This is a genomic window from Cupriavidus respiraculi (assembly GCF_914271545.1).
In the GTDB taxonomy this organism is placed as follows: domain Bacteria; phylum Pseudomonadota; class Gammaproteobacteria; order Burkholderiales; family Burkholderiaceae; genus Cupriavidus; species Cupriavidus respiraculi.
The window spans coordinates 513,758-540,144 of record NZ_CAJZAH010000003.1 but is presented as its reverse complement, the minus strand read 5'-3'; the positions used below and the strand labels follow the sequence as shown (position 1 = coordinate 540,144).

Annotated in this window: 21 protein-coding genes and 1 pseudogene; 13 read left to right on the top strand and 9 right to left on the bottom strand. The window is 68.2% G+C overall.

The window, feature by feature from the left end; all coding sequences use genetic code 11:
- The first annotated feature begins 59 nt into the window (after positions 1–59).
- The 3 genes from LDO27_RS17600 to LDO27_RS17590 all read left to right on the top strand — a co-directional run bounded on the left by LDO27_RS17600 (position 60) and on the right by LDO27_RS17590 (position 2,434).
- Entirely contained in the window at positions 60–500 is a 441-nt protein-coding gene (locus LDO27_RS17600; protein WP_224043043.1) for a hypothetical protein, read from the top strand.
- Between the two features lie 146 nt (positions 501–646).
- Positions 647–1,636 (top strand): homoserine kinase, encoded by a 990-nt coding sequence (locus LDO27_RS17595; RefSeq protein ID WP_224043042.1) that lies wholly within the window; start codon positions 647–649, stop codon positions 1,634–1,636.
- 6 nt (positions 1,637–1,642) lie between these two features.
- Positions 1,643–2,434: a BPSS1780 family membrane protein gene (locus tag LDO27_RS17590; RefSeq protein ID WP_222207682.1), complete on the top strand. Its 792-nt coding sequence runs from the start codon at positions 1,643–1,645 to the stop codon at positions 2,432–2,434.
- Between the two features lie 49 nt (positions 2,435–2,483).
- Here LDO27_RS17590 and LDO27_RS17585 read toward each other — a convergent pair whose 3' ends face one another.
- Entirely contained in the window at positions 2,484–4,844 is a 2,361-nt protein-coding gene (locus LDO27_RS17585) for a UvrD-helicase domain-containing protein (protein ID WP_224043041.1), read from the bottom strand.
- 82 nt (positions 4,845–4,926) lie between these two features.
- Complete coding sequence (locus LDO27_RS17580; protein WP_224043040.1) at positions 4,927–5,619, bottom strand: TetR/AcrR family transcriptional regulator; 693 nt, start codon at positions 5,617–5,619, stop codon at positions 4,927–4,929.
- A gap of 317 nt (positions 5,620–5,936) precedes the next feature.
- Here LDO27_RS17580 and LDO27_RS17575 point away from each other — a divergent pair, with 317 nt between their 5' ends.
- Positions 5,937–8,804, top strand: coding sequence for a valine--tRNA ligase (locus tag LDO27_RS17575; RefSeq protein WP_224043039.1), 2,868 nt, complete (start codon positions 5,937–5,939; stop codon positions 8,802–8,804).
- A gap of 96 nt (positions 8,805–8,900) precedes the next feature.
- Positions 8,901–9,770 carry a UTP--glucose-1-phosphate uridylyltransferase GalU gene (gene galU / locus LDO27_RS17570; RefSeq protein WP_222207688.1) on the top strand — a complete coding sequence of 290 codons (870 nt, stop codon included), beginning with the start codon at positions 8,901–8,903 and terminating at the stop codon, positions 9,768–9,770.
- 135 nt (positions 9,771–9,905) lie between these two features.
- Here galU and LDO27_RS17565 read toward each other — a convergent pair whose 3' ends face one another.
- The 6 genes from LDO27_RS17565 to LDO27_RS17540 form a co-directional block, all read right to left on the bottom strand.
- A complete protein-coding gene (locus tag LDO27_RS17565; RefSeq protein ID WP_222207690.1) occupies positions 9,906–10,133 on the bottom strand; it encodes a sulfurtransferase TusA family protein in 228 nt (75 codons plus the stop codon).
- A gap of 53 nt (positions 10,134–10,186) precedes the next feature.
- Positions 10,187–10,771: an NUDIX domain-containing protein gene (locus LDO27_RS17560; RefSeq protein ID WP_224043035.1), complete on the bottom strand. Its 585-nt coding sequence runs from the start codon at positions 10,769–10,771 to the stop codon at positions 10,187–10,189.
- Positions 10,772–10,807: 36 nt separating this feature from the next.
- Positions 10,808–11,839, bottom strand: a complete 1,032-nt coding sequence (locus tag LDO27_RS17555) for a threonine aldolase family protein (protein ID WP_224043033.1) — start codon at positions 11,837–11,839, stop codon at positions 10,808–10,810.
- Between the two features lie 72 nt (positions 11,840–11,911).
- Entirely contained in the window at positions 11,912–12,100 is a 189-nt protein-coding gene (locus tag LDO27_RS17550; protein WP_222207696.1) for a 4-oxalocrotonate tautomerase, read from the bottom strand.
- 119 nt (positions 12,101–12,219) lie between these two features.
- Entirely contained in the window at positions 12,220–13,464 is a 1,245-nt protein-coding gene (locus LDO27_RS17545) for a YbfB/YjiJ family MFS transporter (RefSeq protein WP_224043031.1), read from the bottom strand.
- A complete protein-coding gene (locus LDO27_RS17540) occupies positions 13,464–13,670 on the bottom strand; it encodes a tautomerase family protein (protein ID WP_222207700.1) in 207 nt (68 codons plus the stop codon). Before LDO27_RS17540 ends, LDO27_RS17545 begins: the two co-directional genes overlap by 1 nt.
- A 202-nt stretch (positions 13,671–13,872) precedes the next feature.
- On the opposite strand from LDO27_RS17540, the gene LDO27_RS17535 reads away from it, so the two are divergent.
- From LDO27_RS17535 to LDO27_RS17525, 3 genes and pseudogenes are all read left to right on the top strand, one after another.
- A complete protein-coding gene (locus LDO27_RS17535) occupies positions 13,873–14,751 on the top strand; it encodes a LysR substrate-binding domain-containing protein (RefSeq protein ID WP_222207701.1) in 879 nt (292 codons plus the stop codon).
- A gap of 106 nt (positions 14,752–14,857) precedes the next feature.
- Positions 14,858–16,327 carry an NfeD family protein gene (locus LDO27_RS17530; protein ID WP_224043029.1) on the top strand — a complete coding sequence of 490 codons (1,470 nt, stop codon included), beginning with the start codon at positions 14,858–14,860 and terminating at the stop codon, positions 16,325–16,327.
- A gap of 2 nt (positions 16,328–16,329) precedes the next feature.
- Positions 16,330–17,067: pseudogene (locus LDO27_RS17525) on the top strand (slipin family protein); the annotation flags it as partial.
- A gap of 190 nt (positions 17,068–17,257) precedes the next feature.
- Here LDO27_RS17525 and alaS read toward each other — a convergent pair.
- A complete protein-coding gene (alaS, locus tag LDO27_RS17520; RefSeq protein WP_222207703.1) occupies positions 17,258–19,882 on the bottom strand; it encodes an alanine--tRNA ligase in 2,625 nt (874 codons plus the stop codon).
- A 250-nt stretch (positions 19,883–20,132) separates the two neighbouring features.
- Between alaS and LDO27_RS17515 the strand changes: the two genes are divergently transcribed.
- The 5 genes from LDO27_RS17515 (at position 20,133) to LDO27_RS17495 (ending at position 26,376) form a co-directional block, all read left to right on the top strand.
- Entirely contained in the window at positions 20,133–21,353 is a 1,221-nt protein-coding gene (locus tag LDO27_RS17515) for a CaiB/BaiF CoA transferase family protein (RefSeq protein WP_222207705.1), read from the top strand.
- A 107-nt stretch (positions 21,354–21,460) separates the two neighbouring features.
- Positions 21,461–21,916, top strand: coding sequence for a DUF2214 family protein (locus tag LDO27_RS17510; RefSeq protein ID WP_224043020.1), 456 nt, complete (start codon positions 21,461–21,463; stop codon positions 21,914–21,916).
- A gap of 109 nt (positions 21,917–22,025) precedes the next feature.
- On the top strand, positions 22,026–23,027 hold the full coding sequence (locus tag LDO27_RS17505) for a tripartite tricarboxylate transporter substrate binding protein (protein ID WP_224043019.1): 1,002 nt from the start codon (positions 22,026–22,028) through the stop codon (positions 23,025–23,027).
- 280 nt (positions 23,028–23,307) lie between these two features.
- Complete coding sequence (locus LDO27_RS17500; RefSeq protein ID WP_224043016.1) at positions 23,308–25,659, top strand: hypothetical protein; 2,352 nt, start codon at positions 23,308–23,310, stop codon at positions 25,657–25,659.
- 255 nt (positions 25,660–25,914) lie between these two features.
- The gene (locus tag LDO27_RS17495) at positions 25,915–26,376 is read left to right on the top strand and encodes a tripartite tricarboxylate transporter TctB family protein (RefSeq protein WP_222207715.1); all 462 of its coding nucleotides are present in this window, start codon (positions 25,915–25,917) and stop codon (positions 26,374–26,376) included.
- Positions 26,377–26,387 lie beyond the last annotated feature (11 nt).

Below are 26,387 nucleotides of genomic sequence, written 5' to 3'. Positions count from 1 at the left end.
GATACGACAGCCTTCGCCGGCCTGCCCGGCCCATCGCCCGTATCGCACAGGAGCCCCAGATGACCTCCCATCCCCTCCCGGCCGCCTGCACGGACGAGCCGGAGCCCTTGCCAGCCGCGCGCGGGCTGTCCTCGCTGGCCGCGCTGCTGGCGGGCACGGCGCTCGCGCTGTCCGTATCCACCGGTGCCATCGCCCAGCCGGCCGACAGCCAGGAAAGCGGCGCGCTGAGCCAGCAGGAACTGAACGAGATCAACAACAAGCCGATCGCGCCGGCGGTCAAGAGCCAGCTGAACCATCCGCGCGAGCCGAGCTTCCAGCTGAACGAGGCCGACGGCACGCAGGTGCGCGAGTACCGCGACAAGCGCGGCCAGCAGGCGGACATCGAGGTCAGGTCGGGCATGGGCACGAGCTACCAGATGAGCCGGCCGGAAGACAGCTCGCCCCGGATTCGCGACCGGGACGTCAACCGGGTACCGTCCGTCCGCGTCCTGCAATTCTGAACAGGCGGGCGCGTCGCGGCTCCGGCCGCTCGCGCCCGCGCTACCTTCGACCCCGCCCCGCGGGCGGGGCCGCACCGGCCTCCGGCATGCAAGCCGCGGCAAGCAGCATTATTGCCGCCGCTATCCGATTCGAATCAAAAGACAGTATGGCCGTATTCACCACGGTCTCGCGGGACGAGATCGCACGTTGGCTGCTTGACTACGAACTGGGGGAAGTGCGCGACCTGCGCGGCATCGCCTCCGGCATCGAGAACAGCAATTTCTTCCTGACGATGGAGCGCGACGGCGCCACGCACGAATACGTGCTGACCATCTTCGAGCGCCTGACCTTCGCGCAGCTGCCCTACTACCTGCACCTGATGGCGCATCTGGCCGCCAACGGCATCAGCGTTCCCGCGCCGATGCCGGCGCGCGACGGCGAGATCCTGCGGGCGCTCAAGGGCAAGCCCGCCACCATCGTGACGCGCCTGCCCGGCAGTTCGCAGCTCGCTCCCACGGCCGCGCACTGCGCCGAGGTCGGCGACATGCTGGCCCGCATGCATCTGGCCGGACGCAGCTACGCGCGCGCGCAGCCCAATCTGCGCAGCCTGCCCTGGTGGCGCCAGACCGAAAGCGAGATCGTGCCGTTCCTGGACGCCGGCCAGCGCGCGCTGCTGCGCCGGGAAATCGAGCACCAGAGCGCCTTCTTCGGCGGCGCCGACTATGCCGCGCTGCCCGGCGGCCCCTGCCACTGCGACCTGTTCCGCGACAACGTGCTGTTTACGCAGGACGCGGCGGGCCCGGCCGGCCACCGGCTCGGCGGTTTCTTCGACTTCTACTTCGCCGGCAACGACAAGTGGCTGTTCGACCTGGCGGTCACCGTCAACGACTGGTGCATCGACCTGGCCAGCGGCGAGCTGGACGCCGATCGGGCCACCGCCATGCTGCGGGCTTATCATGCCGTCAGACCCCTCGAGGCCGTGGAGGCCGCGCACTGGCAGGATATGCTGCGCGCCGGCGCCCTGCGCTTCTGGATCTCGCGCCTGTGGGACTTCTTCCTGCCGCGCGAGGCCGATATGCTGCAGCCTCACGACCCGACTCACTTCGAACGCATCCTGCGCCGTCGCATCGCGACCGTGGCGTTACCCTGGACCTGATCCGTCATGCAACTACTGGAAGTTCCCGCCAAGGAAGGCTACGTCTGGTTCCGCCAGGGTCTCTGGCTGTTCCGCAAGAATCCGCTGTCGTTCCTGATGCTGCTGTTCATCTACCTGATCGCGGCGCAGCTGGCCATCTTCGTGCCGCTGATCGGCATCGTCGCGCTGCTGGTGGTCACGCCCGGCCTGTCGGTGGGCATCATGACGGCCTGCCGCGAGGTCATCCAGAACAAGCGGGTGATGCCCACCGTGCTGCTGGCGGGATTTCGCAGCAACGGCAAGCAGGCCACGCGCAACCTGCTGGTGCTGGGCGGCATCTACACGGGCATGGTGTTCCTGCTGAGCCTGATCGCCGGCAGCGTGGTCGACATGAGCTCGCTGGTGCCGATCCTGCTCAAGGAGGAGGAGCCCACGGCCGAGGCCGTGCGCCAGCTGTACTACGCGCTGATGATCGGCGCGGCGCTGTACACGCCGATTGCGATGATGTTCTGGTTCGCGCCGCTGCTGGCCGCCTGGCACAACGTGCCGCCGGTCAAGGCGCTGTTCTTCAGCTGGACCGCGTGCTGGCGCAACCGCGGGGCGTTCTTCACCTACGCCATGCTGTTCGCGCTGCTGCTGATCGCCGTGCCGTTCTTCCTGGAGGCGATCTTCAGCGCCTTCGGGGGCGAGGACATCCTGTCGTTCCTCGTCACGCCATACTCGCTGCTGATGCTGGCGATCCTGTACTGCTCGTTCTACGCCACCTATCGCGGCTGCTTCAACGTCGCACCTCCCGCCACGCTGGACGAGACGGCCTGAGCCTGCCACCGGGCGAACCCGGGCCGGCACCTTTCCGGCCCGGCGCGCCTCAGTTGATCGGGTCCAGCTTGGCCACCGCCAGCGCCAGCCACTTGGCGCCGTGGCGCTTGAAGCGGATATTGGCCCGCGCGTCGGCGCCCTCGCCCTCCAGCGCCGTGATCACGCCCTCCCCGAACTTGTTGTGGAAGACCTCCTGCCCGATGCGGAAGCCCGCGTCGGCCTGCCGCTTGTGATCGGCATAGCCGTTGCCGGTGTCCATGCCGCCGGTGGGCTTGGTGCCCGAATATGGCACGTCCTCGGCGCGCTTGAACCAGTCCCGGCCCCAGGCGCTTTCCGATTGCTGGCGGCGCTGCGCGCCCCATCCCTGCTGCTGCGCCGGCGAGGTGAGCCACTTGAGCGCCCCCTCGGGCAATTCGTCGAAGAAGCGCGAGCGGATGTGATAGCGCACCTGTCCGTGCAGCACGCGGCTTTGCGCGAATGACAGGTAGAGCCGCTCGCGGGCGCGGGTGATCGCCACGTACATGAGCCGGCGCTCCTCCTCCAGCCCATCGGCCTCGGCGGCGCTGTTCTCGTGCGGGAACAGCCCTTCCTCCAGCCCGGTGATGAACACCACATTGAACTCCAGGCCCTTGGCCGCGTGCACCGTCATCATCTGCACCGCGTCCTGGCCTGCCTGCGCCTGGTTGTCCCCCGCCTCCAGCGAGGCATGGGTGAGGAACGAGACCAGCGGCGTCATCACCTCCGGCAGGGCCTCGGGGTCGAGCACCTGCTGGCTCGCGTCGCCATCGGTCAACGCGGGCGGCGCGTTCTCGCCGCGGCGGCCGACCGGAATCGCATTGGCCAGCGCGTCGAGTCCATAGCCTTCCTCCATCACGAACGCCTGCGCGGCGGTCACCAGTTCGCCCAGGTTCTCGATGCGGTCCTGCCCTTCCTTCTCGGCCTGGTAGTGCGTGATCAGGCCGCTGGTATGGGTCACGTACTCGACCATCTCCGGCAGCGTCATCTGCCGCGTCTCGAAGCGCATCTGGTCGATCAGCCGCACGAAGCCGGCGAGCTTGCTCCCCGCCGCGCCGGCCACATAGGCGACCGCCTCCGACAGCGACACGTCGTACTGGCGCGCGGCATCCTGCAGCGACTCCAGCGAGCGCGCGCCGATGCCGCGCGCGGGGAAATTCACCACGCGGCCGAAGGCGGCGTCGTTGCGCGGGTTCTCCATCAGCTGCAGATACGCCAGCGCGTGCTTGACCTCGGCGCGCTCGAAAAAGCGCAGGCCGCCGTAGACGCGGTAGGCGATGCCCGACGAGAACAGCGCGTGCTCGATCACCCGCGACTGCGCATTGCTGCGGTAAAGGATGGCGATTTCCGCGCGGCTCATGCCCTGCGCGATCAGGTCGCGGATCTCCTCGACCATCCACGACGCCTCCTGCCCGTCGGTGCCGGCCTGGTAGACGCGGACCGGCTCGCCGTGGCCGGCGTCGGTGCGCAGGTTCTTGCCCAGCCGCCGCGCGTTGTGCGAGATCAGGTGATTGGCGGAGTCGAGGATATTGCCGTGCGAGCGGTAGTTCTGCTCCAGCTTGATCAGATGGCGGACGCGGAACTCGTGCTCGAAGTCGCGCATATTGCCGACATTGGCGCCGCGAAAGGCATAGATGCTCTGGTCGTCGTCGCCGACCGCGAACACCGCGCCGGCGTCGCCGGTGCCATAGCCGGCCAGCAGCTTGAGCCACTGGTACTGCAGCACGTTGGTGTCCTGGAATTCGTCGACCAGCACATGGCGGAAGCGGTGCTGGTAGTGCCGGCGGATGGCGTCGTTGTAGCGCAGCAGCTCGTAGCAGCGCAGCAGCAGCTCCGCGAAGTCCACCACGCCCTCGCGCTGGCATTGCTGGTCGTAGGCGGCGTAGAAATCGACGAAGCGCCGGTTGAAGTCGTCGTTGGCCTCGACATCGGCCGGCCGCAGGCCCTGCTCCTTGGCGTTGTTGATGAAGTACTGCACGTTCTTCGGCGGGTACTTCTCGTCGTCGACATTGAGCGCCTTGAGCAGCCGCTTGATGGCCGAGAGCTGGTCCTGCGTATCCAGGATGGCGAAGGTCTGCGGCAGTCCGGCGTCGCGGAAATGCGCCCGTAGCATGCGGTTGCACAGGCCGTGGAAGGTGCCGATCCACATGCCGCGCGTGTTGATCGGCAGCATCGAGGCCAGCCGCGTCTGCATTTCCTTGGCGGCCTTGTTGGTGAAGGTCACCGCGAGGATGCCAGCCGGCGACACGCGCCCGTTCTGGATCAGCCAGGCGATCCGGGTGGTCAGCACACGCGTCTTGCCGCTGCCCGCGCCGGCCAGGATCAGCGCCGGCTCGTCGGGAAGGGTGACGGCGGCAAGTTGTTCGGCGTTCAGATTGGCAAGCAGATCGGACATCGGGAGGGGCCTGGTGGAATGCGGGCCATTATAACGGCCGGCCCTTCCCGTCCAGGTCACTTGCCGATGCCCTGCGGCGCGCTCAATCCTCGAAGCAATGCGCCAGATACGCCTTCAGCGCCCGCTTGGCCTCGGCCTGCACCAGCGTGCGGGCGGGCTCGGCCTCGCCCTCGGCCAGGTCCAGCAGCCCGGACAGCATCTCGATGGCACAGCGGGCGGTGACCTCGGCCGCCTCGCCGGCCACGCGCTGGCGCGCCGCGATCCTGACCGCCAGCTCCCCGGCGGTCTCGCGGTTCATCGCATCGTGAATCTGCCGCAGCTCGGGAGAGGACAGCATGGCTCGGCGCAGCGCGGTATTGCCCGGCTGCCGCCGGCGCGCGGCGAAGAGCGCATCGACGACGGTGTCCACCACCGTGCGCCAGTCTCCCTGGTGGCCGCCTTCCGGTACGGCCGCGCGTGAATATTCCGTGCGTTGCTGGATCTGGTGCTCGAACAGGGCATTGATGACAGACAGTTTGTTGGGGAAATACTTGTACAGGGTGGCGATATTGATGCCGGCCCGGCGCGCGATCAGGTTGGTGCTGATGCGCTCGATCCCGACCTCGTCCAGCAGCGTGGCCGTGGTATCCAGGATGCGATCGAAGGTGGCGCGCCCGCGCGCCTGTACCGGGGCGCGCCGCAGGCCCAGGGCGGGTGCGGCCGCGGCCGCGTTGCGCGGGGCAGCCTCGGGGGGCGGGGCCGAAGCGGCGTCTTTTTCTTGTCGTTCCTCGTCCATGCTGTCTCGTGCGGTAGCGGCGTCGGGGTTGGCGAAGCGCGACGGCGGGTGACCTGGCCCGGCGGCGCGCGGCGGAAGTGCGATGCCGTCTACCGTATCCGGCCCGGGCGCGGACTACCGTGCCCTACCGAACGCTCGCGCATGGCGTGTGCGTGGCATGCTGCGCCGGTGCTCGGCAAACCCCGCGAGCCGGAAAATGCGCGGCAGGCAGCGGCCTTCCCCTATAATTTGGCGTTTACTTGCCGTCCGCCAGGCGCGATCCGACTGCTGCGCCTGGCTCCGCTGACCTCCGACGCATTCATCGACACCCCCTAAGCATGACCGCCCAAGACCAATCCCTTGCCAAGAGCTTCGAACCCGCCGCCATCGAGGCGAAGTGGGGCCCCGAGTGGGAGAAGCGTGGCATTGCGAAGCCGACTTTCGACGCCGAGCGCCCCGATTTCGCCATCCAGCTGCCCCCGCCCAACGTGACCGGCACGCTGCACATGGGCCATGCTTTCAACCAGACCATCATGGACGGGCTGGCCCGCCATGCGCGCATGGCCGGCGCCAATACGCTGTGGGTGCCGGGCACCGACCATGCCGGCATCGCCACGCAGATCGTGGTGGAGCGCCAGCTCGAGGCGCAGGGCGTGTCGCGCCACGATCTGGGCCGCGAGAAGTTCGTCGAGAAGGTATGGACGTGGAAGGAGGAGTCGGGCTCCACCATCACGCGCCAGGTTCGCCGCATGGGCGCCTCCATCGACTGGAGCCGCGAGTACTTCACGATGGACCCGAAGATGTCGAAGGTCGTCACCGAAGTGTTCGTGCGCCTGTACGAGCAGGGCCTGATCTACCGCGGCAAGCGCCTGGTGAACTGGGACCCGGTGCTGGGCACCGCGGTCTCGGACCTGGAAGTGGACAGCGTCGAGGAAGACGGCTCGCTCTGGCATATCCGCTACCCGCTGGTCGAGGCCGATGCCCGCACCGGGCTGACGCACCTGACGGTTGCCACGACCCGCCCGGAAACCATGCTGGGCGACGTTGCGCTGATGGTGCATCCCGAGGACGAGCGCTACGCCCACCTGATCGGCAAGTTCGCCCACCTGCCGCTCACCGACCGCCAGATCCCGGTGATCGCCGACGACTACGTCGACCGCGAATTCGGTACCGGCGTGGTCAAGGTCACGCCGGGCCATGACTTCAACGACTACGCCGTGGGGCAGCGCCACGACCTGCCGCAACTGTCGGTGCTGACGCTGGACGCGAAGATCGCCGAGGGCGCGCCGGCCAAATACGTGGGCCTGGACCGCTTCGAGGCCCGCAAGCAGATCGTGGCCGACCTGGACGCCGCCGGCCTGCTGGCCGAGGTCAAGAAGCACAAGCTGATGACACCGCGCAGCGAGCGCACCGGCAGCGTGATCGAGCCCATGCTGACGGACCAGTGGTTCGTCGCCATGAGCAAGCCGGCCCCCGAAGGCACGTTCCATCCCGGCCGCTCGATTGCCGAAGTGGCGCTGGACGCCGTGCAGAGCGGCGAGATCAAGCTGGTGCCGGAGAACTGGGTCAGCACCTACAACCAGTGGCTGGCCAATATCCAGGACTGGTGCATCTCCCGCCAGCTGTGGTGGGGCCACCAGATCCCGGCCTGGTACGACGACGCGGGCAACTGCTACGTGGCCCGCACCGAGCAGGAGGCGCAGGCCCAGGCCGCGGCCGCCGGCACCTCGGGCGCCCTGCGCCGCGACGACGACGTGCTGGACACCTGGTTCTCGTCCGCGCTGGTGCCTTTCTCCTCGCTGGGCTGGCCGGAGCAGACGCCCGAGCTGAAGCACTTCCTGCCGTCGACCGTGCTGGTCACCGGCTACGACATCATCTTCTTCTGGGTCGCGCGCATGGTCATGATGACCAAGCACTTCACCGGCCAGGTTCCGTTCAAGGACGTGTATGTGCACGGCCTGGTGCGCGACTTCGAAGGCAAGAAGATGAGCAAGTCCGAGGGCAATACGCTGGACCCGGTGGACCTGATCGACGGCATCGACCTCGACGCGCTGCTCAAGAAGCGCACCACGGGCCTGCGCCGGCCCAAGGACGCGCCGAAGATCGAGGCCAAGACGAAGAAGGAATTCCCCGAAGGCATCCCGGCCTTCGGCGCCGATGCGCTGCGCTTTACGTTCGCCTCGCTCGCCACGCTCGGACGCAACGTCAACTTCGACACCGGCCGCTGCGAGGGCTACCGCAACTTCTGCAACAAGCTGTGGAACGCCACCCGCTTCGTCCTGATGAACACCGAGGGTCACGACTGCGGCATGGGGCCGTGCAGCAACGACTGCGGCCCGGACGGCTACCTCGACTTCTCGCAGGCCGACCGCTGGATCGTCTCGCTGCTGCAGCGGGCCGAGGCCGACGTCGAGAAGGGCTTCGCCGAATACCGCTTCGACAATATCGCCAGCGCCATCTACAAGTTCGTCTGGGACGAATACTGCGACTGGTATCTGGAACTGGCCAAGGTGCAGATCCAGAACGGCACGCCGGCGCAGCAGCGCGCCACGCGCCGCACGCTGCTGCGCGTGCTCGAGACCGTGCTGCGCCTGGCGCATCCGGTCATTCCGTTCATCACCGAGGAACTGTGGCAAAAGGTGGCCCCGCTGGCCGGCCGCGCCAAGGGCGACGGCACCGAGACGCTGGCGCTGCAACCGTACCCGCTGCCGGCGATGGCCAAGATCGACGAGGCCGCCGAGCAATGGATGGCGCAGCTCAAGGCCATGGTGGACGCCTGCCGCAACCTGCGCGGCGAGATGAACATCTCCCCGGCCCAGCGCATTCCGCTGTATGCCCAGGGCGACCGCACATTCCTCGAAAGCAGCAAGGCCTATATTCAGGCGCTGGCGAAACTTTCCGAGGTCCGGGTTTTCGAAGACGAGCACACCCTGATGGCGGAAGGTGCCGGCGCGCCGGTCGCCATCGTCGGCGGCAATCACCTGCTGCTGAAGATCGAGATCGACGTGGCCGCCGAGCGCGCGCGCCTGTCCAAGGAAGCCGAGCGCATCGGCGGCGAGATCGCCAAATGCCGCGGCAAGCTGTCCAACGAAAGTTTCGTCGCCAAGGCGCCGCCAGCGGTCGTCGCCCAGGAGACCCAGCGTCTTGCCGATTTCGAGCAGACGCTGGCCAAGCTGCAGGATCAGTTGCAGCGGCTGCCGGCATGAACGACACCGCACCATGAGGGCACGGGCTTTGCTTTAGTCATGGATTCACGACGATTGGCAAAGCCAACGACATCGCAACGAAAAGGAGCCTCTGATATGGAAACCCGCGTCACCAAAGCCGTATTTCCGGTCGCCGGCCTCGGCACCCGCTTTCTCCCCGCGACGAAGGCGAGCCCCAAGGAAATGCTGCCGGTGGTGGACAAGCCGCTGATCCAGTATGCGGTGGAAGAGGCAATGGCCGCCGGCATCACCGAGATGATCTTCGTCACCGGCCGCTCCAAGCGCGCCATCGAAGACCATTTCGACAAGGCGTACGAGCTCGAAGTGGAGCTGGAAGCAAAGAACAAGCAGGCGCTGCTGGAACTGGTCCGCTCGATCAAGCCGTCGCACGTGGAGTGCTTCTACGTGCGTCAGCCCGAAGCGCTGGGGCTTGGCCACGCCGTGCTGTGCGCCGAGAAGCTGGTTGGCGACGCGCCGTTCGCCGTGATGCTGGCCGACGACCTGCTGGACGGCCAGCCGCCGGTGATGAAGCAGATGGTCGACATCTATAACCATTACAACTGTTCCATTCTCGGCGTGGAAGAAATCGCTCCCGAGCAGAGTAAATCCTACGGGGTGGTGGACGGCCGCGAATGGGACGAAGGCGTGATCAAGATGTCCGGCATCGTCGAAAAGCCGGCGCCGGAAAACGCCCCGTCCAACCTCGGCGTGGTGGGCCGCTACATCCTGACGCCGCGCATCTTCGAACATATCCGCAACCTGAAGCCGGGCGCCGGCGGCGAATTCCAGCTCACCGACGGCATCCAGTCGCTGCTGGGCCAGGAGCAGGTGCTGGCCTATCGCTACAAGGGCGTGCGCTACGACTGCGGCAGCAAGCTCGGCTACCTGAAGGCGATGGTGGAATTCGCGCTGAAGCATCCCGAAGTCAAGGACGAGTTCAGCGCGTACCTGCACGAGCGGATCTGAGGGTTGGGAGATGGATGAGAAAGGCCGCTGCGTAGCGGCCTTTTTCTTTGGGTTGGTGTGCTCGCAGTCGCGAAAGCACCAAAACAAAAGGGCCGCCAACTGGCAGCCCTCCCCTCGCAAGCGAACGTCAAACCCTCAACGCCGCCGCATATAAAACACGAACACCTTATCCACTTCCTGATGCGACACCAGTTCGTTGCCGGTCTGCTTGGCGAACGCCTGGAAGTCGCGCGTCGCGCCCGGATCGGTGGCGAGCACCTTGAGCACGTCGCCGCTGGCCATGTCGGCCAGCGCCTTCTTCGTCCGCAGGATAGGCAGCGGGCAATTCAGGCCGCGCGCGTCCACTTCTTTCTGAAACTCCATGCCTCTCTTCCTCGCTATGGGCCGCCGCGCATCCGTGCCGGCGGCGTGCTGATTCACAGCCGGTATTGTAGCCCGCCGGGCGTCCCCGGTTGCGGCGCCTGGCGCGGGTCGTCGATATCCTGCCCGCTCTGCCGGTCGAAGAAGCGCACCGGATGGCCGCGCGCGGCCAGCCAGTCCGCCACCGCGAAGCCCGTGCCGGCGTTCCAGACGCGCATCTTTTCCGGCTCCACCAGCCGGTACTCCAGCAACTCCTCGGACAGCGCGATCGTGCCCGTGGCCCGCACGTGATACGCGATGATCAGCTCGTTCTTGCGCATGAACTCGTAGACGCCGATCAGCGCCACGGACTGCGCGTCGAGATTGGTCTCTTCCTTGAGCTCGCGCGCCACGCCCTGCTCCGGCGTCTCGCCGCGCTCCAGGAAGCCGGTGACCAGCGCGAACATGCCCTCGGGCCAGGCCGCGTTGCGCGCCAGCAGCAGCTTGCCGTCGTACTCCACCACCGCGGCGAGCACCGGCAACGGGTTGTCCCAGTGCACAAAGCCGCAGGCATGCGCCACGCAGGCGGTGCGGTCGCGGCCCGACAGCGGCAGGACCTCCAGCGGCTCCCCGCATTGCGGGCAGTATCGATAGGCAGGCATGGGCAGTGGGTCTCCTCGAGTGGGATCGCGCCGCGGTCAGGCGCCGCAGGCCGCGCGCATGTCGGCCGCCAGCGCTTCCACGGTCTCGGGCTGCAGGTCCCACGAGCACATGAAGCGGCAGCCGCCGGCGCCGATAAAGGTATAGAAGCGCCAGCCCTTGGCCCGCAGCGCCTCGATCGCGGCCAGCGGCAGTTCGGCGAACACCGCGTTGGCCTGCGTCGGGAACATGATGCGCACGCCGGGGATGGCGGCGATGCGGTCGTGCAGCAGACGGGCCATGGCATTGGCGTGGCGCGCGTTGGACAGCCACACGTCGTTTTCCAGCAGGCCCAGCCACGGCGCGGAGATGAAGCGCATCTTCGATGCCAGCTGCCCAGCCTGCTTGACCCGGTAGGCGAAGTCTTCGGCCAGCTTGCGGTCGAAGAACACCACCGCCTCGCCCACCGGCAGGCCGTTCTTGGTGCCGCCGAAGCACAGCACATCGACGCCGGCGCGCCAGGTGATTTCCGACGGATGCACCCCGAGCGCCGCCACCGCATTGGCAAAGCGCGCGCCGTCCATATGCACGCGCAACTGGCGCCGCTTGGCGATGGCCGAAATGGCCCGCACCTCTTCCACCGTGTAGACGGTGCCGACCTCGGTGGACTGCGTCAGCGACACCACCTTGGGCTTGGGGTAATGGATATCGGAGCGCCGCGTCACCAGCGCCTCGATCGCGTCCGGCGTCAGCTTGCCGTCGGCGCCCGGCGCGGTCAGCAGCTTGGAGCCGTTGGAGAAGAACTCCGGGCCGCCGCACTCGTCGGTCTCGATATGCGCCAGCTCGTGGCAGATCACGGAGTGATACGACTGGCACAGCGCGGACAGCGCCAGCGAATTGGCGGCGGTGCCGTTGAAGACAAAGAACACCTCGGCGTCTGTCTGGAACAGATCCCGGATGCGGTCGCAGACCTTCTGGGTCCACGAGTCGTCTCCGTAGGCCGGCTCATGGCCGCTGCCGTTGGCTTCGAGGAAATACTTGAGGGATTCCGGACAGAAGCCGGCGTAGTTGTCCGAGGCGAAATGCTGCATGGTGGTTCCGGGAAGGCGGTCGTCCTGGGCGCGGGGAGCGCCCCGTGGGGCTGGCTGGCGGTACGGGTAGCGCTATGCCTTGTCGGCCCACAGCTCGCCGCCGGTGGCCCAGTTCTCGCGCTTGATGTCCGTGATGATGATATCGACGGCGCCCGCCGAGCAGCCCAGCGTCTCGCAGGTGACGCGCGTCACTTCCTCGACGAACTTGCGCTTCTGCTCGATGGTGCGGCCCTCGAACATCTCAACATGGAAAGTCGGCATGCCTTGCTCCTGTGGTTGCGTGGGCGCGGCGGCCGCCAGACGGCTCCGCGCGCCCCAATGACAAGGCATCGATTCTATCCACTTTGCGGCGTCGCGCGGAACCGGCCGCGCGCACCGCCTCAGGCCGCGCGAAGCGGCACCGCCCGCCGCATCCACAGGTAAATCAGCGCGCCGGCCACCAGCGCCACCGCGGCGCCGGCCAGCGAGGCCGCGAAGCCGCCGGTGCGCGCCACCAGCGCGGTGGCGAACGGCGGGCCGACGATCTGGCCCAGGCCGTAGGAGGCTGTCATCAGCCCGATCAGGCGCGGCGCATTCGGCCCCCACAGCCGCCGCGCCTCGCGCATCGCGAACAGCACCAGCGCGGTGAAGGGCAGCCCGGTCAGCAGGCTGCTGACCGCGAAACCGGCCACGGTGGGCCACACCACCGCGATGGCCACGCCCGTGGCCTGCATGCCGTAGGCCCAGGCGAGCAGCGTGCGGTTGTCCTGCGTCAGCCCGATGCGCATCGCTGCCAGCGCGCCAGCGGCCACGCCCGCGCCGAAGATGGGCCAGAACAGGTCGGCCCACAGCGAGCCCGGCATCGCCTGGCGGGCGATCACGGGCAGGAAGGTGGCGGTGATGATGTAGCCGAAGCCGGCAAGGCCATAGGCCAGCGTCAGCGCCACGGTTTCCTTGTTCAGCCGGGGCGCGGGCGCCGTGCCCGCACTCGGGCCGGCCGCCGCGGGCGCGCCGGCATCCGCAGGACCCCGCGAGGCGAAGACCCACCACACGGCGGCGACCAGCCCCAGCGACAGCGCGCCGAAGGCGATCCAGCCGGCGTTGGCCGTCCAGCCGCCGCCAACCATGCCGAAGGCGGAAAGCCCGGTCACCGCGATGCCCAGGCCCGGGCCGCTGAAGATCAGGCCTCCCAGTGCCGGCCGGCCCAGTTCGGCGAGCCGCTGCATGCACCAGGCCGAGGTATAGACGAGCGCCACCGCGCTGGCGACGCCGGCGGCCGTGCGCCACAGGCCCCAGGCCGGCATGCCGCCGGGTGCCGCCATCGCGAGCGTCAGCAGCACCGTGGCCGCCAGCGCCAGGCGGACCATGCGGGCGGCGTCCGGACGGATGAACAGGCAGAACACCGCGCCCGCGAAATAGCCGATGTAGTTCAGCGTCGCGAGCCAGCTGCCCTGCGCCAGGGTCACCGAGCCGTCGTGCAGCATCATCGGCAACAGCGGGGTGAAGGCGAAACGGCCCACGCCCATGGCCACCGCGAGCGACACCATGCCGGCCAGCGCGACGGCCCAGGCGCCGGCCCGCGAGGGGGCCGACCCGGCCGTGGCGGGACCGGCGGCGGAACCGGAAGCCGGGTCGGCGGCGCGCATCACTTGCCCGCCTTGCGGCGCACCGTGATGGACTCGCCCCCAACGCCCCAGTTGTCCATATCGACCTCGTCGATCACGACCACGGTGGTATTGGGATTCTTGCCGAGCACATCGACCAGCAACTGCGTGGCGCCGCGGATTAGTTCGGCTTTCTGCTCGGGGGTGGTGCCGCCTTCGCGGGTGATCTTGATATTGACGTAGGGCATGACGGTTTCCTCGTGGAATGGTTGAAGGGCGAAGCGGTTATGACTATCCTAGCCGGTGAGTATCATCGTGAAAAATGAATTATCCAGATCGTAATCATCCATTTTCAAGATGAACCGCGCCGGCCGGCATTCGCCCCGGCGCGCCTTCGCCCGTTGGCGGACTTTTCGCCGACCTTTGCCGACCTTTCGCCCAGGAGCCGACATGGACCTTGCCGCCCTCGAGATTTTCCGCGCCGTGGTGGAGGAAGGCGGCATCACGCGCGCCGCGGAACGGCTGCACCGCGTGCAGTCCAATGTCACCACGCGCATCCGCCAGCTGGAGGCATCGCTGGGCGTCGAGCTGTTCCTGCGCGACGGCAAGCGCATGGTGCTGACCCCCGCCGGGCAAACCCTGTTCGACTACGCCCGCCGCATGCTGCAGCTGGCCGACGAGGCGCGCCATGCGGTGCTGCCCGCGCGTCCGCATGGCCGGCTGCGCATCGCCTCGATGGAAAGCACGGCCGCCAGCCGCCTGCCGGCGGTACTGGCCGCCTATCACCAAGCCTGGCCCGACGTGCAACTGGAGCTGGTGACCTGCACCACCGGTCACGCGCTGCAGGCCCTGGCCCGCTTCGAGGTGGACTGCGCCTTCGTCGCAGAGCCGGTGCCCGACTCCATGCTCGCCCGCGCGACGGCATTCGAGGAGGAACTGGTGATCATCGCCCACGCGGGCCATGCCGCCATCCGCAGCGCCGCCGACGTGCAGACGTCGACGTTGCTGGGCTTCGAGACGGGCTGCATCTACCGGCAGCGGCTGGAAGACTGGTATCGGGCGTCGGGCCAGACCCCGCGCCGGATACTGGAACTGGGTTCCTATCACGCGCTGATCGCCTGCGCGGCGGCCGGCATCGGCATCGCCATCATCCCCCGCTCGGTCCTCGCGCTGTATCGCGACCTGCCCGAGGTGAGCATCCACTCCTTGGGCGACGCCGGCAAGGTGGCGACGCTGCTGGTGTGGCATCCGTCGATGGCCAGCGCCGCGCTGTCGGCGCTCGCCGAGGCGGTGCGAAGGCCGGCGGCCGTTCCCGCTCACGCGGCCTGACCGCCCCGCGCCGGGCCGCACCCGGGCCCGATCGGGGGCGCGGCCCGGACGTGTTGGCCTACACTGCAAGTGGCGCCGCGATGGCTCCCGCCATCCCGCCCTCGCCATGACGCTACTGCTCTCGCCCATGCCAGCCCTGGCCGTATCGGTGCTGCGCCGGTTGGCCTTGCCTGTTGCCCTGCTGTTCGCCGCCTTATGCGCCGCCGTGCCGCACGCGCACGCCCAGGCCGCCACGGCGGGACGTGCCGCCGCGCCAGCGGCCGCGCCGGCCCCGGTCCATGTGCTGCCGGTCAAGGGCGCCATCGGGCCCGCCGTCGCCGGCTTCATCGAACGCGGTCTGCAACGGGCGCAGGAGGGCGGCGCCCAGCTCGTCGTGCTCAAGATGGACACCCCCGGCGGCCTCGATCCTTCGATGCGCCAGATCATCCAGGCCATCCTGGCGTCGCCGGTGCCGGTGGCCACCTATGTATCGCCGGGCGGCGCCCGCGCGGCCAGTGCCGGCACCTACATCCTGTACGCCAGCCATGTCGCCGCCATGGCGCCCGGCACCAATCTCGGGGCGGCTACCCCGGTCAGGGTGGGCGTGGGCGGACCGGAGCGCGGCGACGATGCGCCCGCGAGCCGGCCCGGCGCCACCGCCCCCGCGGCGCAGGACGCGATGGCCCGGAAGCAGGTGCATGACGCCACCGCCTATATCCGTGGGCTCGCACAGATGCGCGGACGCAATGCCGACTGGGCCGAGCGCGCGGTGCGCGAGGCCGTGAGCCTGCCCGCCGACGAGGCGGCGGCGCAGAAGGTGATCGACGTGGTGGCACCCGACCTGCCCGCGCTGCTGCGCGCCATCGACGGCCGGCGCGTCAGCGTGGCCGGCGCCGAGCGGGAGCTGCGCACGGCGGGCGCGCCCATCGTCGAGGTGGAGCCGGACTGGCGCGCCCGCCTGCTCGCCGTCATCACGGAGCCCAGCGTGGCCCTGCTGCTGCTCACCATCGGCATCTACGGCCTGATCTTCGAGTTCTCCACCCCGGGCGTCGTGCTGCCCGGCGTGGCCGGCGGCATCTGCCTGCTGCTGGCGCTGTTCGCGCTGCAGATGCTGCCGGTCAACTACGCCGGCCTTGCCCTGATCGCGCTCGGTATCGGCTGCATGACCGCGGAGGCCTTCCTGCCCAGTTTCGGCGCGCTCGGCATCGGTGGCGCGGTGGCGTTCGCGCTCGGTGCCGTGATGCTGATCGACACGGACACCCCTGCCTTTGGCATTCCGCTGGCCATGATCGCCGTGGTCGCCGGCACCGCCGTGCTGGCGAGCTTCGGCCTGTCGGCCGTGGTGCTGCGCAGCCGCCGTGCCGCCCTGGTCTCGGGCGATGCGCACATGATGGGGTGGCCCGGCGCCGTGCTCGAGGACGGCTGGGCGGAGATCCGCGGCGAGCGCTGGCGCGTGCGCAGCGCGCAGCCGCTGCGGCCGGGACAAAGCGTGCGCGTGACCGGCCGCGACGGCCTGGTGCTCGACGTCGAGCCGGCCGAGCCGCCGCAGCGTCCTCCACCGAATACCACCACCGTACCTACCGACCGAGGAGATTGACCATGGTATTGAGCATCAGCGCCGGCGTTGTCATCCTGTTTGTCGCCATGCTCGTGATTTCGGCATTTCGCGTGCTGCGCGAATACGAGCGCGGCGTGGTGTTCATGCTGGGGCGCTTCTGGAAGGTCAAGGGTCCCGGCCTGATCCTGGTGATCCCGGCGGTCCAGCAGATGGTCAGGGTGGACCTGCGCACCGTGGTGATGGACGTGCCGCCGCAGGACGTCATCTCGCGCGACAACGTCTCCGTCAAGGTCAACGCCGTGGTGTATTTCCGGGTGGTCGATCCCCAGCTGGCGATCATCCAGGTCGCCAATTTCCTCGAAGCCACCAGCCAGTTGTCGCAGACCACGCTGCGCTCCGTGCTGGGCAAGCATGAGCTGGACGAGATGCTCGCCGGACGGGAACAGCTCAACCTGGACATCCAGAAGGTGCTGGACGCACAGACCGACGGCTGGGGCATCAAGGTCTCCAACGTCGAGATCAAGCATGTCGACCTGAACGAGTCGATGGTGCGCGCCATCGCGCGGCAGGCCGAAGCCGAACGCGAGAGGCGCGCCAAGGTGATTCACGCCGAGGGCGAATTGCAGGCGTCGGTCAAGCTGCTGGAGGCGGCGCAGATGCTGGCCAAGGAACCCACCGCGATGCAGTTGCGCTATATGCAGACGCTGACGCAGATCGCGGGCGACAAGTCGTCGACTATCGTGTTTCCGCTGCCCATCGATCTGCTGAGCGCGGTGCGGGCGACGTTCGCGGGAGGTGCGGCGGTTGGTTCCCCGGTTGGCTCCGGGGTGGGCTCCGGGGTGGGCTCCCCTCTCCCGCCGGCGGGAGGACCGGGATCAGCGTGAGCGCTGCAACCGCCCCAGCGCTTCGCCCTATCAAAAACAATGGCGCCCGAAGGCGCCATCGTCATTCACGCAGCGGCGGCAAGGCTCACACCTTCGCCGCCACCCACTCGCCCACCGCGGCCAGCGCCTGCGGCAGCTTGGCCGGCTCGGTGCCGCCCGCCTGCGCCATGTCGGGCCGGCCGCCGCCCTTGCCGCCCACCTGCTGGGCGACGAAGTTGACCAGTTCGCCCGCCTTGACCTTGCCGGTGGCGTCCGCGGTGACGCCGGCGATCAGGCTGACCTTGCCGTCCTGCACCGCGCCCAGCACGATGGCCGCGCTCTTGAGCTTGTCCTTGAGCTTGTCCATGGTCTCGCGCAGCGTCTTGACGTCGGCGCCTTCGAGTTGGGCCGCCAGTACCTTCAGGCCCTTGACGTCGATGGCCTGGCCCGCCAGTTCATCGCCTTGCGACGATGCGAGCTTGCTCTTCAGGCGCTCCAGCTCCTTCTCGAGCGCGCGGACCTGGTCCTGCACCTGCACGATCCGCGGCACCAGTTCCGAAGGCTGCGCGCGCAGCGCGGCGGCGGCCTCGTTCAGGCGGGCGTCGAGCGCCTGCAGGTAGTGCAGCGCGTTGTCGCCGGTGATCGCCTCGACGCGGCGGATGCCTGCCGCCACGCCGCCTTCCATCACGATCTTGAACAGGCCGATGTCGCCGGTGCGGGCCACGTGGGTGCCGCCGCACAGCTCCTTCGACGAGCCGATCGACAGCACGCGCACGTCGTCGGCGTACTTCTCGCCGAACAGCGCCATCGCGCCGCTCTTGACCGCGTCGTCGAACGGCATGATCTCGGCGCCGGTGTCCTCGTTCTTCAGGATCTCGGCGTTGACCAGTTCCTCGACGCGGCGGATCTGCTCGTCCGTCATCGGCGCGTTGTGCGAGAAGTCGAAGCGCGTCTTGTCGGCGTCGACCAGCGAGCCCTTCTGCTGCACGTGGCTGCCCAGCACTTCGCGCAGCGCCTTGTGCATGAGGTGCGTGGCCGAGTGGTTGCGCATCGTGCGGGCGCGGCGTTCCGCATCCACCGCGGCCACCACCGGATCGCCCACCTTCAGCGTGCCGCCTGCCAGCGTGCCCTGGTGGCCCACCACGTCGGCCTGGACCTTGGTGGTGTCGACGACGGTGAAGACGGCGGCGCCAGCCTTCAGCTGGCCCTGGTCGCCGGCCTGGCCGCCGGACTCGGCGTAGAACGGCGTGTGGTCCAGCACCACCACGCCGTGCTGCCCGGCCTGCATTTCCTGCACGGCGGCGCCCTCGACATAGATGGCCGCGACGGTGGCGTTCTCCACGGCGAGCTTGTCGTAGCCGTGGAACGTGGTCTTGGCGCCGGTGTATTCGAGGCCGGCCGCCATCTTGAACTTGCCTGCGGCTCTGGCCTGCTCGCGCTGGCGCGTCATCGCGGCGTCGAAGGCCGCCTCGTCCACCGAAACTTCCTGCTCGCGGCAGACGTCCTGCGTCAGGTCCAGCGGGAAGCCATAGGTGTCGTGCAGCTTGAACGCGAGCTCGCCGTCCAGCGTCTTGCCGCCGCGGGCCTTCAGGTCGGCCAGCGCGGTATCGAGAATCGACATGCCGTTCTCGATGGTCTCGAAGAAGCGCTCTTCCTCGGCCTTGAGCACCTCGACCACCCGCGGCTGCGCCTCGGCCAGTTCCGGGTAGGCGGCGCCCATCTGCTCGACCAGGTCGGCCACCATGCGGTGGAAGAACGGGGTCTTGCGGCCCAGCTTGTAGCCGTGGCGGATGGCGCGGCGGATGATCCGGCGCAGCACGTAGCCGCGGCCTTCGTTGCCGGGAATCACGCCGTCGACGATCAGGAAGGAGCAGGCGCGGATATGGTCGGCGATGACCTTCAGCGAATTGTTCGCCAGGTCGCTGGTGCCGGTCTCGCGCGCGGCGGCCTTGATCAGCGCCTGGAACAGGTCGATCTCGTAGTTGCTGTGCACATGCTGCAGCACCGCGGCGATGCGCTCCAGGCCCATGCCGGTGTCCACGCACGGCTTGGGCAGGCGCGGCATATTGCCCTGCTCGTCGCGGTTGAACTGCATGAACACGAGGTTCCAGATCTCGATATAGCGGTCGCCGTCTTCCTCCGGCGATCCCGGCGGGCCGCCCCAGACGTCCGGGCCGTGGTCGTAGAAGATTTCCGAGCAGGGGCCGCACGGGCCGGTATCGGCCATCTGCCAGAAGTTGTCCGACGCGTAGCGGGCGCCCTTGTTGTCGCCGATGCGCACGATGCGCTCGGCAGGCACGCCGATCTCCTTGGCCCAGATGTCGTACGCCTCGTCGTCTTCCGCGTAGACGGTGACCCACAGCTTTTCCGCCGGCAGCTGGTAGACCTTCGTCAGCAGTTCCCAGGCGTACTGGATCGCATCGCGCTTGAAGTAGTCCCCGAACGAGAAGTTGCCCAGCATCTCGAAGAACGTGTGGTGGCGGGCGGTATAGCCCACGTTCTCCAGGTCGTTGTGCTTGCCGCCGGCACGCACCGAACGCTGCGACGAGGTGGCGCGGCTGTACGGGCGCTTGTCTGTGCCGAGGAACACGTCCTTGAACTGCACCATGCCGGAATTGGTAAACAGCAGCGTCGGATCGTTCGCCGGCACGAGGCTCGACGAGCGGACCACGGTGTGGCCCTTCGATTCGAAGAACTGCAGGAACTTGCTGCGGATGTCGGAGACTTTCATGTTCTTGGCGGGGCGTCGCGCGGCTTGCGGGGCGCGGGGTCGGATCGGATTTGCAAACCGTTGATTATACGGGGAAGACCCGGCGCGCGGCATGCGTGCGCGGGGGCCGCAAGTGCGCCCGGGGGCCCGCGGGTGGTACAGTGCTGCCTGTCCGCGCCGGACCCCGCCGACGCGCCGCCGCCAGCCGGCGGCGCCGATGCCGCTCCCGGCGTGCCTGCCGCCCCGTTTCAGATCTCACCGCCTTGCACCCATGGGAGCCTTAAGCCATCTCCGCGTCCTCGACCTGACCCGTGTTCTCGCCGGGCCATGGTGCGCGCAAAACCTCGCCGACTTCGGCGCGGACGTCATCAAGATCGAGCGCCCGGGCGCCGGCGACGATACCCGCACGTGGGGCCCGCCCTGGCTCAAGGACGAGCGGGGCCAGGACACCGCGGAGGCCGCCTACTACCTGGCAGCCAACCGCAACAAGCGCTCGGTGACCTGCGATATCAGCACGCCCGAGGGCCAGCAGGTGGTGCGCGAACTGGCGGCGCAGAGCGACGTGGTGCTGGAGAACTACAAAGTCGGCCAACTGAAGAAGTACGGCCTGGACTACGAATCGCTCAAGCAGGTCAAGCCCGACCTGATCTATTGCTCGGTCACCGGCTTCGGCCAGACCGGCCCGTACGCCGCGCGTCCCGGCTACGACTTCATCATCCAGGGCATGGGCGGCTTCATGAGCCTGACCGGCGAACGCGACGACCTGCCCGGCGGCGGGCCGCAGAAGGCCGGCGTGGCGATCTCGGACCTGATGACTGGCCAGTACGCCACCATCGCGGTGCTGGCGGCGCTGGCGCACCGCGACCGCACCGGCGAGGGCCAGTACATCGACATGGCGCTGCTCGACGTGCAGGTCGCCATGCTCGCCAACATGAACACCAACTACCTGGCCAGCGGCGTGGCGCCGCGGCGCTGGGGCAATGCCCATCCCAACATCGTTCCCTACCAGACCTTCCAGGCGGCCGACGGCTGGATCATCGTGGCAGTGGGCAACGACGGCCAGTTCCGCAAGTTCGTCGATGCGGGCGGGCGGCCCGAGCTGTCCGCCGACCCGCGTTTCGCCACCAATCCGCAGCGCGTGGCCAACCGCGACACGCTGGTGCCGATCCTGGCCGAGATGGTGCGCCCGCGCACCCGCGCCCAGTGGATCGCCGACCTGGAAACCGCCGGCGTGCCGTGCGGCCCGATCAATACGCTGGACGATGTGTTCGAGGACGCCCAGGTGCAGGCGCGCGGCCTGCGCGTGGACCTGCCGCACCCGAGCGCCGGCGAGGTCAAGCTGGTGGGCAGCCCGATCAAGATGAGCGCGACCCCGCCCGAGGCGCTGCGCCATCCGCCGCTGCTGGGCGAGCACACCGAGACGGTGCTGGGCGAGATGCTCGGCTACGCGCCGGAGCAGATCGCCGCGCTGCGCGCCAAGGGCGTGCTGTAGCGCGCCCGCCGGGACGGGCCGCTCGCTGGCGGCCTGTCGCGGCGGTGGAACAAGAACGACAAACGATGCCGCACGTATCCCGTACCCATACGTAGCCAGGAGACCCCATGCTGACCGATGCCCTGCTCGCCTTCGCTCATTTCGGCGCCATCTTCCTGCTGGTGACCTTTCTGGCGGCCGAAGCCGTGGTGCTGCGCCCCGGCCTGACCGGCGGCGCGCTCAGGCGCGTGGGGATCTACGACCTGGTCTATTTCGTGTCCGCCATGGCCGCGCTGGCCACCGGCCTGGCGCGGCTGTTCTACGGCGCCAAGGGGGTGGACTTCTACCTGCCCAACCCGTGGTTCCACGCCAAGATGACCGTGTTCGTGCTGATCGCGCTGTGCTCGCTGCCGCCCACGCTGCGCTTCCAGCGCTGGCGCAGGCAGGCGCGCGCCAATCCCGGCTTCGCGCCCGGCCCGGAGGAGATCAAGGCGGCACGGCGCTGGGTCATGATCGAGGCGCATCTGCTGATCCTGCTGCCGCTGTGCGCCGTCATGATGGCGCGCGGCATTGGCATCAAGTAAGCCCGGGCTAGGCCGTCCCGCACCCGTATCCGTTCACGAGGCGCCGGCGGACCCGCCGGCGCCCGCTCCGCTCCCAAGATTCCCAACCTCCTATTTGTCCCACCGTCCCATGCTGAAGAGACTGCTTGCCGCGGCCATCGTCGCCGCCACGCTGCCCGCCGCCCTGTCCGCCGCCGCGGCCGACGCCCCCTACCCGAGCAAACCCATCAAGTTCGTCGTGCCCTATCCCGCCGGCGGTCCGCTCGACAGCGTGGCGCGCGCCATCGGCGACAAGCTCAAGGACAGCCTGGGCCAGCCCATCGTGATCGAGAACCGGCCGGGCGCCGGCGGCAACCTCGGCGCGGACTACGTTGCCAAGGCCCCGGCCGACGGCTACACCATCGTGATGGGCGCCGTGGCCACGCACGCGATCAATCCGACGCTGTTCGCGAAGATGCCGTATGACCCGGTCAAGGACTTCGCGCCCATCACGCTGGTCGCGGACGTGCCGAACGTGCTCGTGATGCATCCGGGCAAGGCGGCAGAGCTGCATATCAACAACGTGCGCGACCTGGTCGAATACGCGCGCAAGAACCCGGGCAAGCTGGACTACGCCTCGGGCGGCAACGGCAGCGCCGGCCATCTGTCGGGTGAGCTGTTCAAGAGCCTGGCCAAGGTCAGCATGGTCCATATCCCCTACAACGGGGCGGCGCCCGCGCAGCTGTCGGTCCTGTCGGGCCAGACCGGGCTGATCTTCGACAACCTGGCCTCGGCCACCGCCAATATCAAGGCGGGCAAGCTCAAGGCCTTCGCGGTGACCACGCCGGCCCGCGCGGCCGCGTTCCCCGAGCTACCGACCATCGCCGAGGCCGGCAAGGGGGTGGGGCTGGAGACGTTCGACATCTCCACCTGGTTCGGCGTGTTCGCGCCGGCCAATACGCCGCGCGACATCGTCACCCGCCTGAACCGCGAGATCGTGGCGATCCTCAAGACCGAGGACATGGCCGCGCGCATGGCCCGCCTGGGCGCGCAGGCCGCGCCGACGACGCCGGAGCAATTCGGCGCGCTGGTGCAGCGCGAGCTGAAGAAGTACGCGCAGATCGTCAAGGTGTCGGGCGCCAAGGTGGACTGATCTCTGCCCCGCCCCCTTTGCGACGGCTCGCTTCGGCGGGCCGTTTTCGTTTGCGGCACGCCCGTCCCAAGGCAGTCTGAAAATGCGTCGCCGCGCGCCGGCGCGTGAAAGGCGAGCCGCGGATTGCTAAAGGACCGCGGCCGCCACATGCGCATGCTGGCCTCCTGCCATATCCACAGGAGCCCTGCATGTCTCACGCTGACCCTTTCACGCAGCCCGATCCGGGCCGCCGCGTTTTCATCCCGGCGCAGCGCGCCGATTCCACCTGCGGGAGCGCGCCATGACGGTCGGCATCGCGCTACGCCCGTTTGCGTCCCACGCGTCCCAGGGTGCCTCGGCCCTGGTGATCTCCGCCGATGGCAGCGGCGCGCTGCGCTTCGAGCGCCGCTGCTCGATGGCGTTGGCGAGCTGCCTGCATCGTCTCTTTCGCGTGTGCAAGACGCGCCAGCACCGGGACGCCAATGCCGCATCTCTGCGCACGTTGCTGCGCCATATCGAGGCCCAGACCGGCGCCGCCGTGCGGGCCCGCGTCGAACAAGGCCGGACCCGCCTGCCGGGCGACCGCGGCGAAGGCTTCACCGTAGGCGAGCGCATCGCGCGGGGCAGCTTTGTGTCTGCCGCGCTGCTGCGCCAGATCGACACGCTGTGCCAGCAGGCCCTGACGCAGGAGAACTCACTGGCCATCGACCGGTTCCTTGGCGTGGCGCCGTCCGGGAAGCAATCGTCGCCCTCGGGCGGCTTGCGGCTGCTGCTGGATCGGGTCGCGCGCGAAGGCACCATGGCCAGCAAGGAGGACGGCATCCGAATCTGGGCGCAGCCGGCTTCCGACTATGGCAATACCTGGGCGCACCTGCGTAATGCCTTGGTCCCAGGGCCCGACGCCGACCTGTCCGATGACGCGCTGGAGAGCCAGCTTGCCGACTGCGACAGGGCGCTGCATTTGCCGGTCAAGCCCACGCGCAGCCGTGTGCTGGAAGTGTTTCACGACGCGCTGGATGCAGTCTGCAGCTTTTTCCAGTCGCACGATGCACACACCAGCCCGCAGATGGTGTGCATCGTGCGGGACAACCGGCTGGACTTGATCCACGAAAGGCGCCGCCGCGAATTTCTCGGGTTGCTGCGTCACTTCCTGCGCGCCCAGCTCGCCGCGCACGCCGGCAGCGGCCGCTATTTCGACGACAGCACGCTGGCCCGCATGTGCGCCAGCTATCTGTCACGCCCGGCCATCTTCCGCAGCTTCGTCAAGGCATACAACCGGCATCAGGTAGCGATGCTGCTCCATGGCGACAGCTGTCCGAACGCCATCGCGGCGCTGGTGCGCCAGTGCGATACCGCAATCGATCCTCAGCAGCGCGACGGCATTGACCAATCGGACCTCGTGGCCCTCGCGGACGGACTGGAAGCATGGCAGCCGAACCGGAAGGAAGAGGTTCACATGCTCGGCGAAGACGGCGAAGACAAGTCGTATGTCATTGCGGAGATATGCGAAGCGGTGGCCGAGGCGGTGGCCGGGCTGGTGCTGTCACCGCCGCACCCCCGCACGCTGAAGGCGCGGATGGACGAGCTGAAGACACAACCACGCGAATTGACGTCCACCGATCTTGTCCGCGCGGCGTTTCCGGTGCTGCGGCCATTGCTGGAGGAGCGGCATCGGGGCGCGCTCGCGCGCCGCGCGGCGGAGATCGAGATGACACGTTCGTACGCGGACCGCATGCGAGAACTGGTCGCGGTCTATCCGATCCTTGCGCCCTGGGCCGCCAAGAGCGACCTGCGACCCGGCACGGGCGCCGCTTGCGGGTTGCTGGCGCTGGATCTTGTCATTCCACATATTCTCGATCCCCTCATCTATGCAGGCCGGCGGAACATCCAGGAGACCGAGGAGCGGGCCCTTCAACGTAGCGTCGATAAGCAGAACCAGTTGAAGACGGCAATCATCGAGTCTTTCTACGCCAACGCCTCGGCCGAGAACGCACGGGCGCGGAACACCCCGCAAGATCACTCGCAGGACGGGGCGAATGGCACGATCCCGGGCAGGATCAGGGACCAGGCACTGGAAGACACGCGGGAGAAGCTGCAGCAGGTCGACCGGTGCATCGAGGCGGCACGGAACACCACACTGCTGCGGATCACGGCCCGTGGGCGCGAGTGCGAACGCGAGCTTACCCGCATGGTCGAGCGCAACGGTGCGCTGTGGCAGGCCTGCAAGGTGCTGCAGGAGTACGCCGAAGCCGTGGGCGCCTGCGCGAGCCCGCCATGGGAGATCCAGGGCGCCACGGGCCGCCAGCCGATCGCGGGCACTACGAAGGCGCTGCGCAAGCTGCAGCGCCGCATCCCGCTGGTCGTGGCCTGCCTCGCGCCGCTCGAGGAAGCGTACGCCGAGCAAGTGGGGCCGCAGCTTAACGTGCTGATCGAGGCGGTGCGGAGCATTGAGCCGCGCCTGTGGCTCGACCGGGACGGCACGCCGCCCAGCGAGGGCGCGCTGGCGCGGCGGTCCGCCCCCCGGGTCTCCGTGTGGGGACAGTTGGTGCGCCCCCTTCTGACCGGCAAAGGCGGCTCGCTGTCGACGGGCATGGCGGCGCTGGCCGTCAGCGCCGGGCGGACGGTCGCGCGTGCGATTGAAGACCGGCGTTGACCGCCGCAGCACCGCGCCGGGAATACGGAGCACGAGGCCCGGCCTCCACCGGGCACCGTGGTGCCTCGGCGCAGGGTCGCCGAAGCTAGGGAGATACCCTCGCATTGATCAAGTTTGCAGACATCTGAAAGGTGGCTGAAAGGAACGCCCCTTACCTTCCCCCCTGCCAGCGGAACGGCCGTCGCGCGCGCACTTTTTGTGCGCCGCAAAATCGGTGCACCGCACAGGTTTTTTTGTCTTTCGAGGAGAATCATTTTGCGCATACGTAGCCAAAAGGACTTTGCCTCCGGCCTGATGTTCATCCTGGTCGGATTCGGCTTTTCCTGGGTCGCGCGTGGCTATTCCATGGGAACGGCCGCGAAAATGGGTCCGGGATATTTCCCGTTCTGGCTGGGCGTCGTCCTTGCCTTGCTTGGCGTACTGGTCTTGATCGGCTCAATGTCCAGCAAGGGCGAAGAGGACAAGATGGCCCACTGGGACATCAAGATCCTGTTGTGGATTCTCGGCTCGGTCGTGCTGTTCGGCCTGCTGCTGAAGCCGCTGGGCATGGTGCTGTCGGTGATCGTGCTGGTGCTGGTGTCCTCGATGGCGAGCCACGAATTCAGCTGGAAGGGGGCGATCCTGAACGCCATCATCCTCGTGCTGATCAGCGTTGGCGCGTTCGTCTACGGCATCAACCTGCAGATGCCGGTGTGGCCGGCCTTCATTTCGGGCTAAGGAGACTGCCA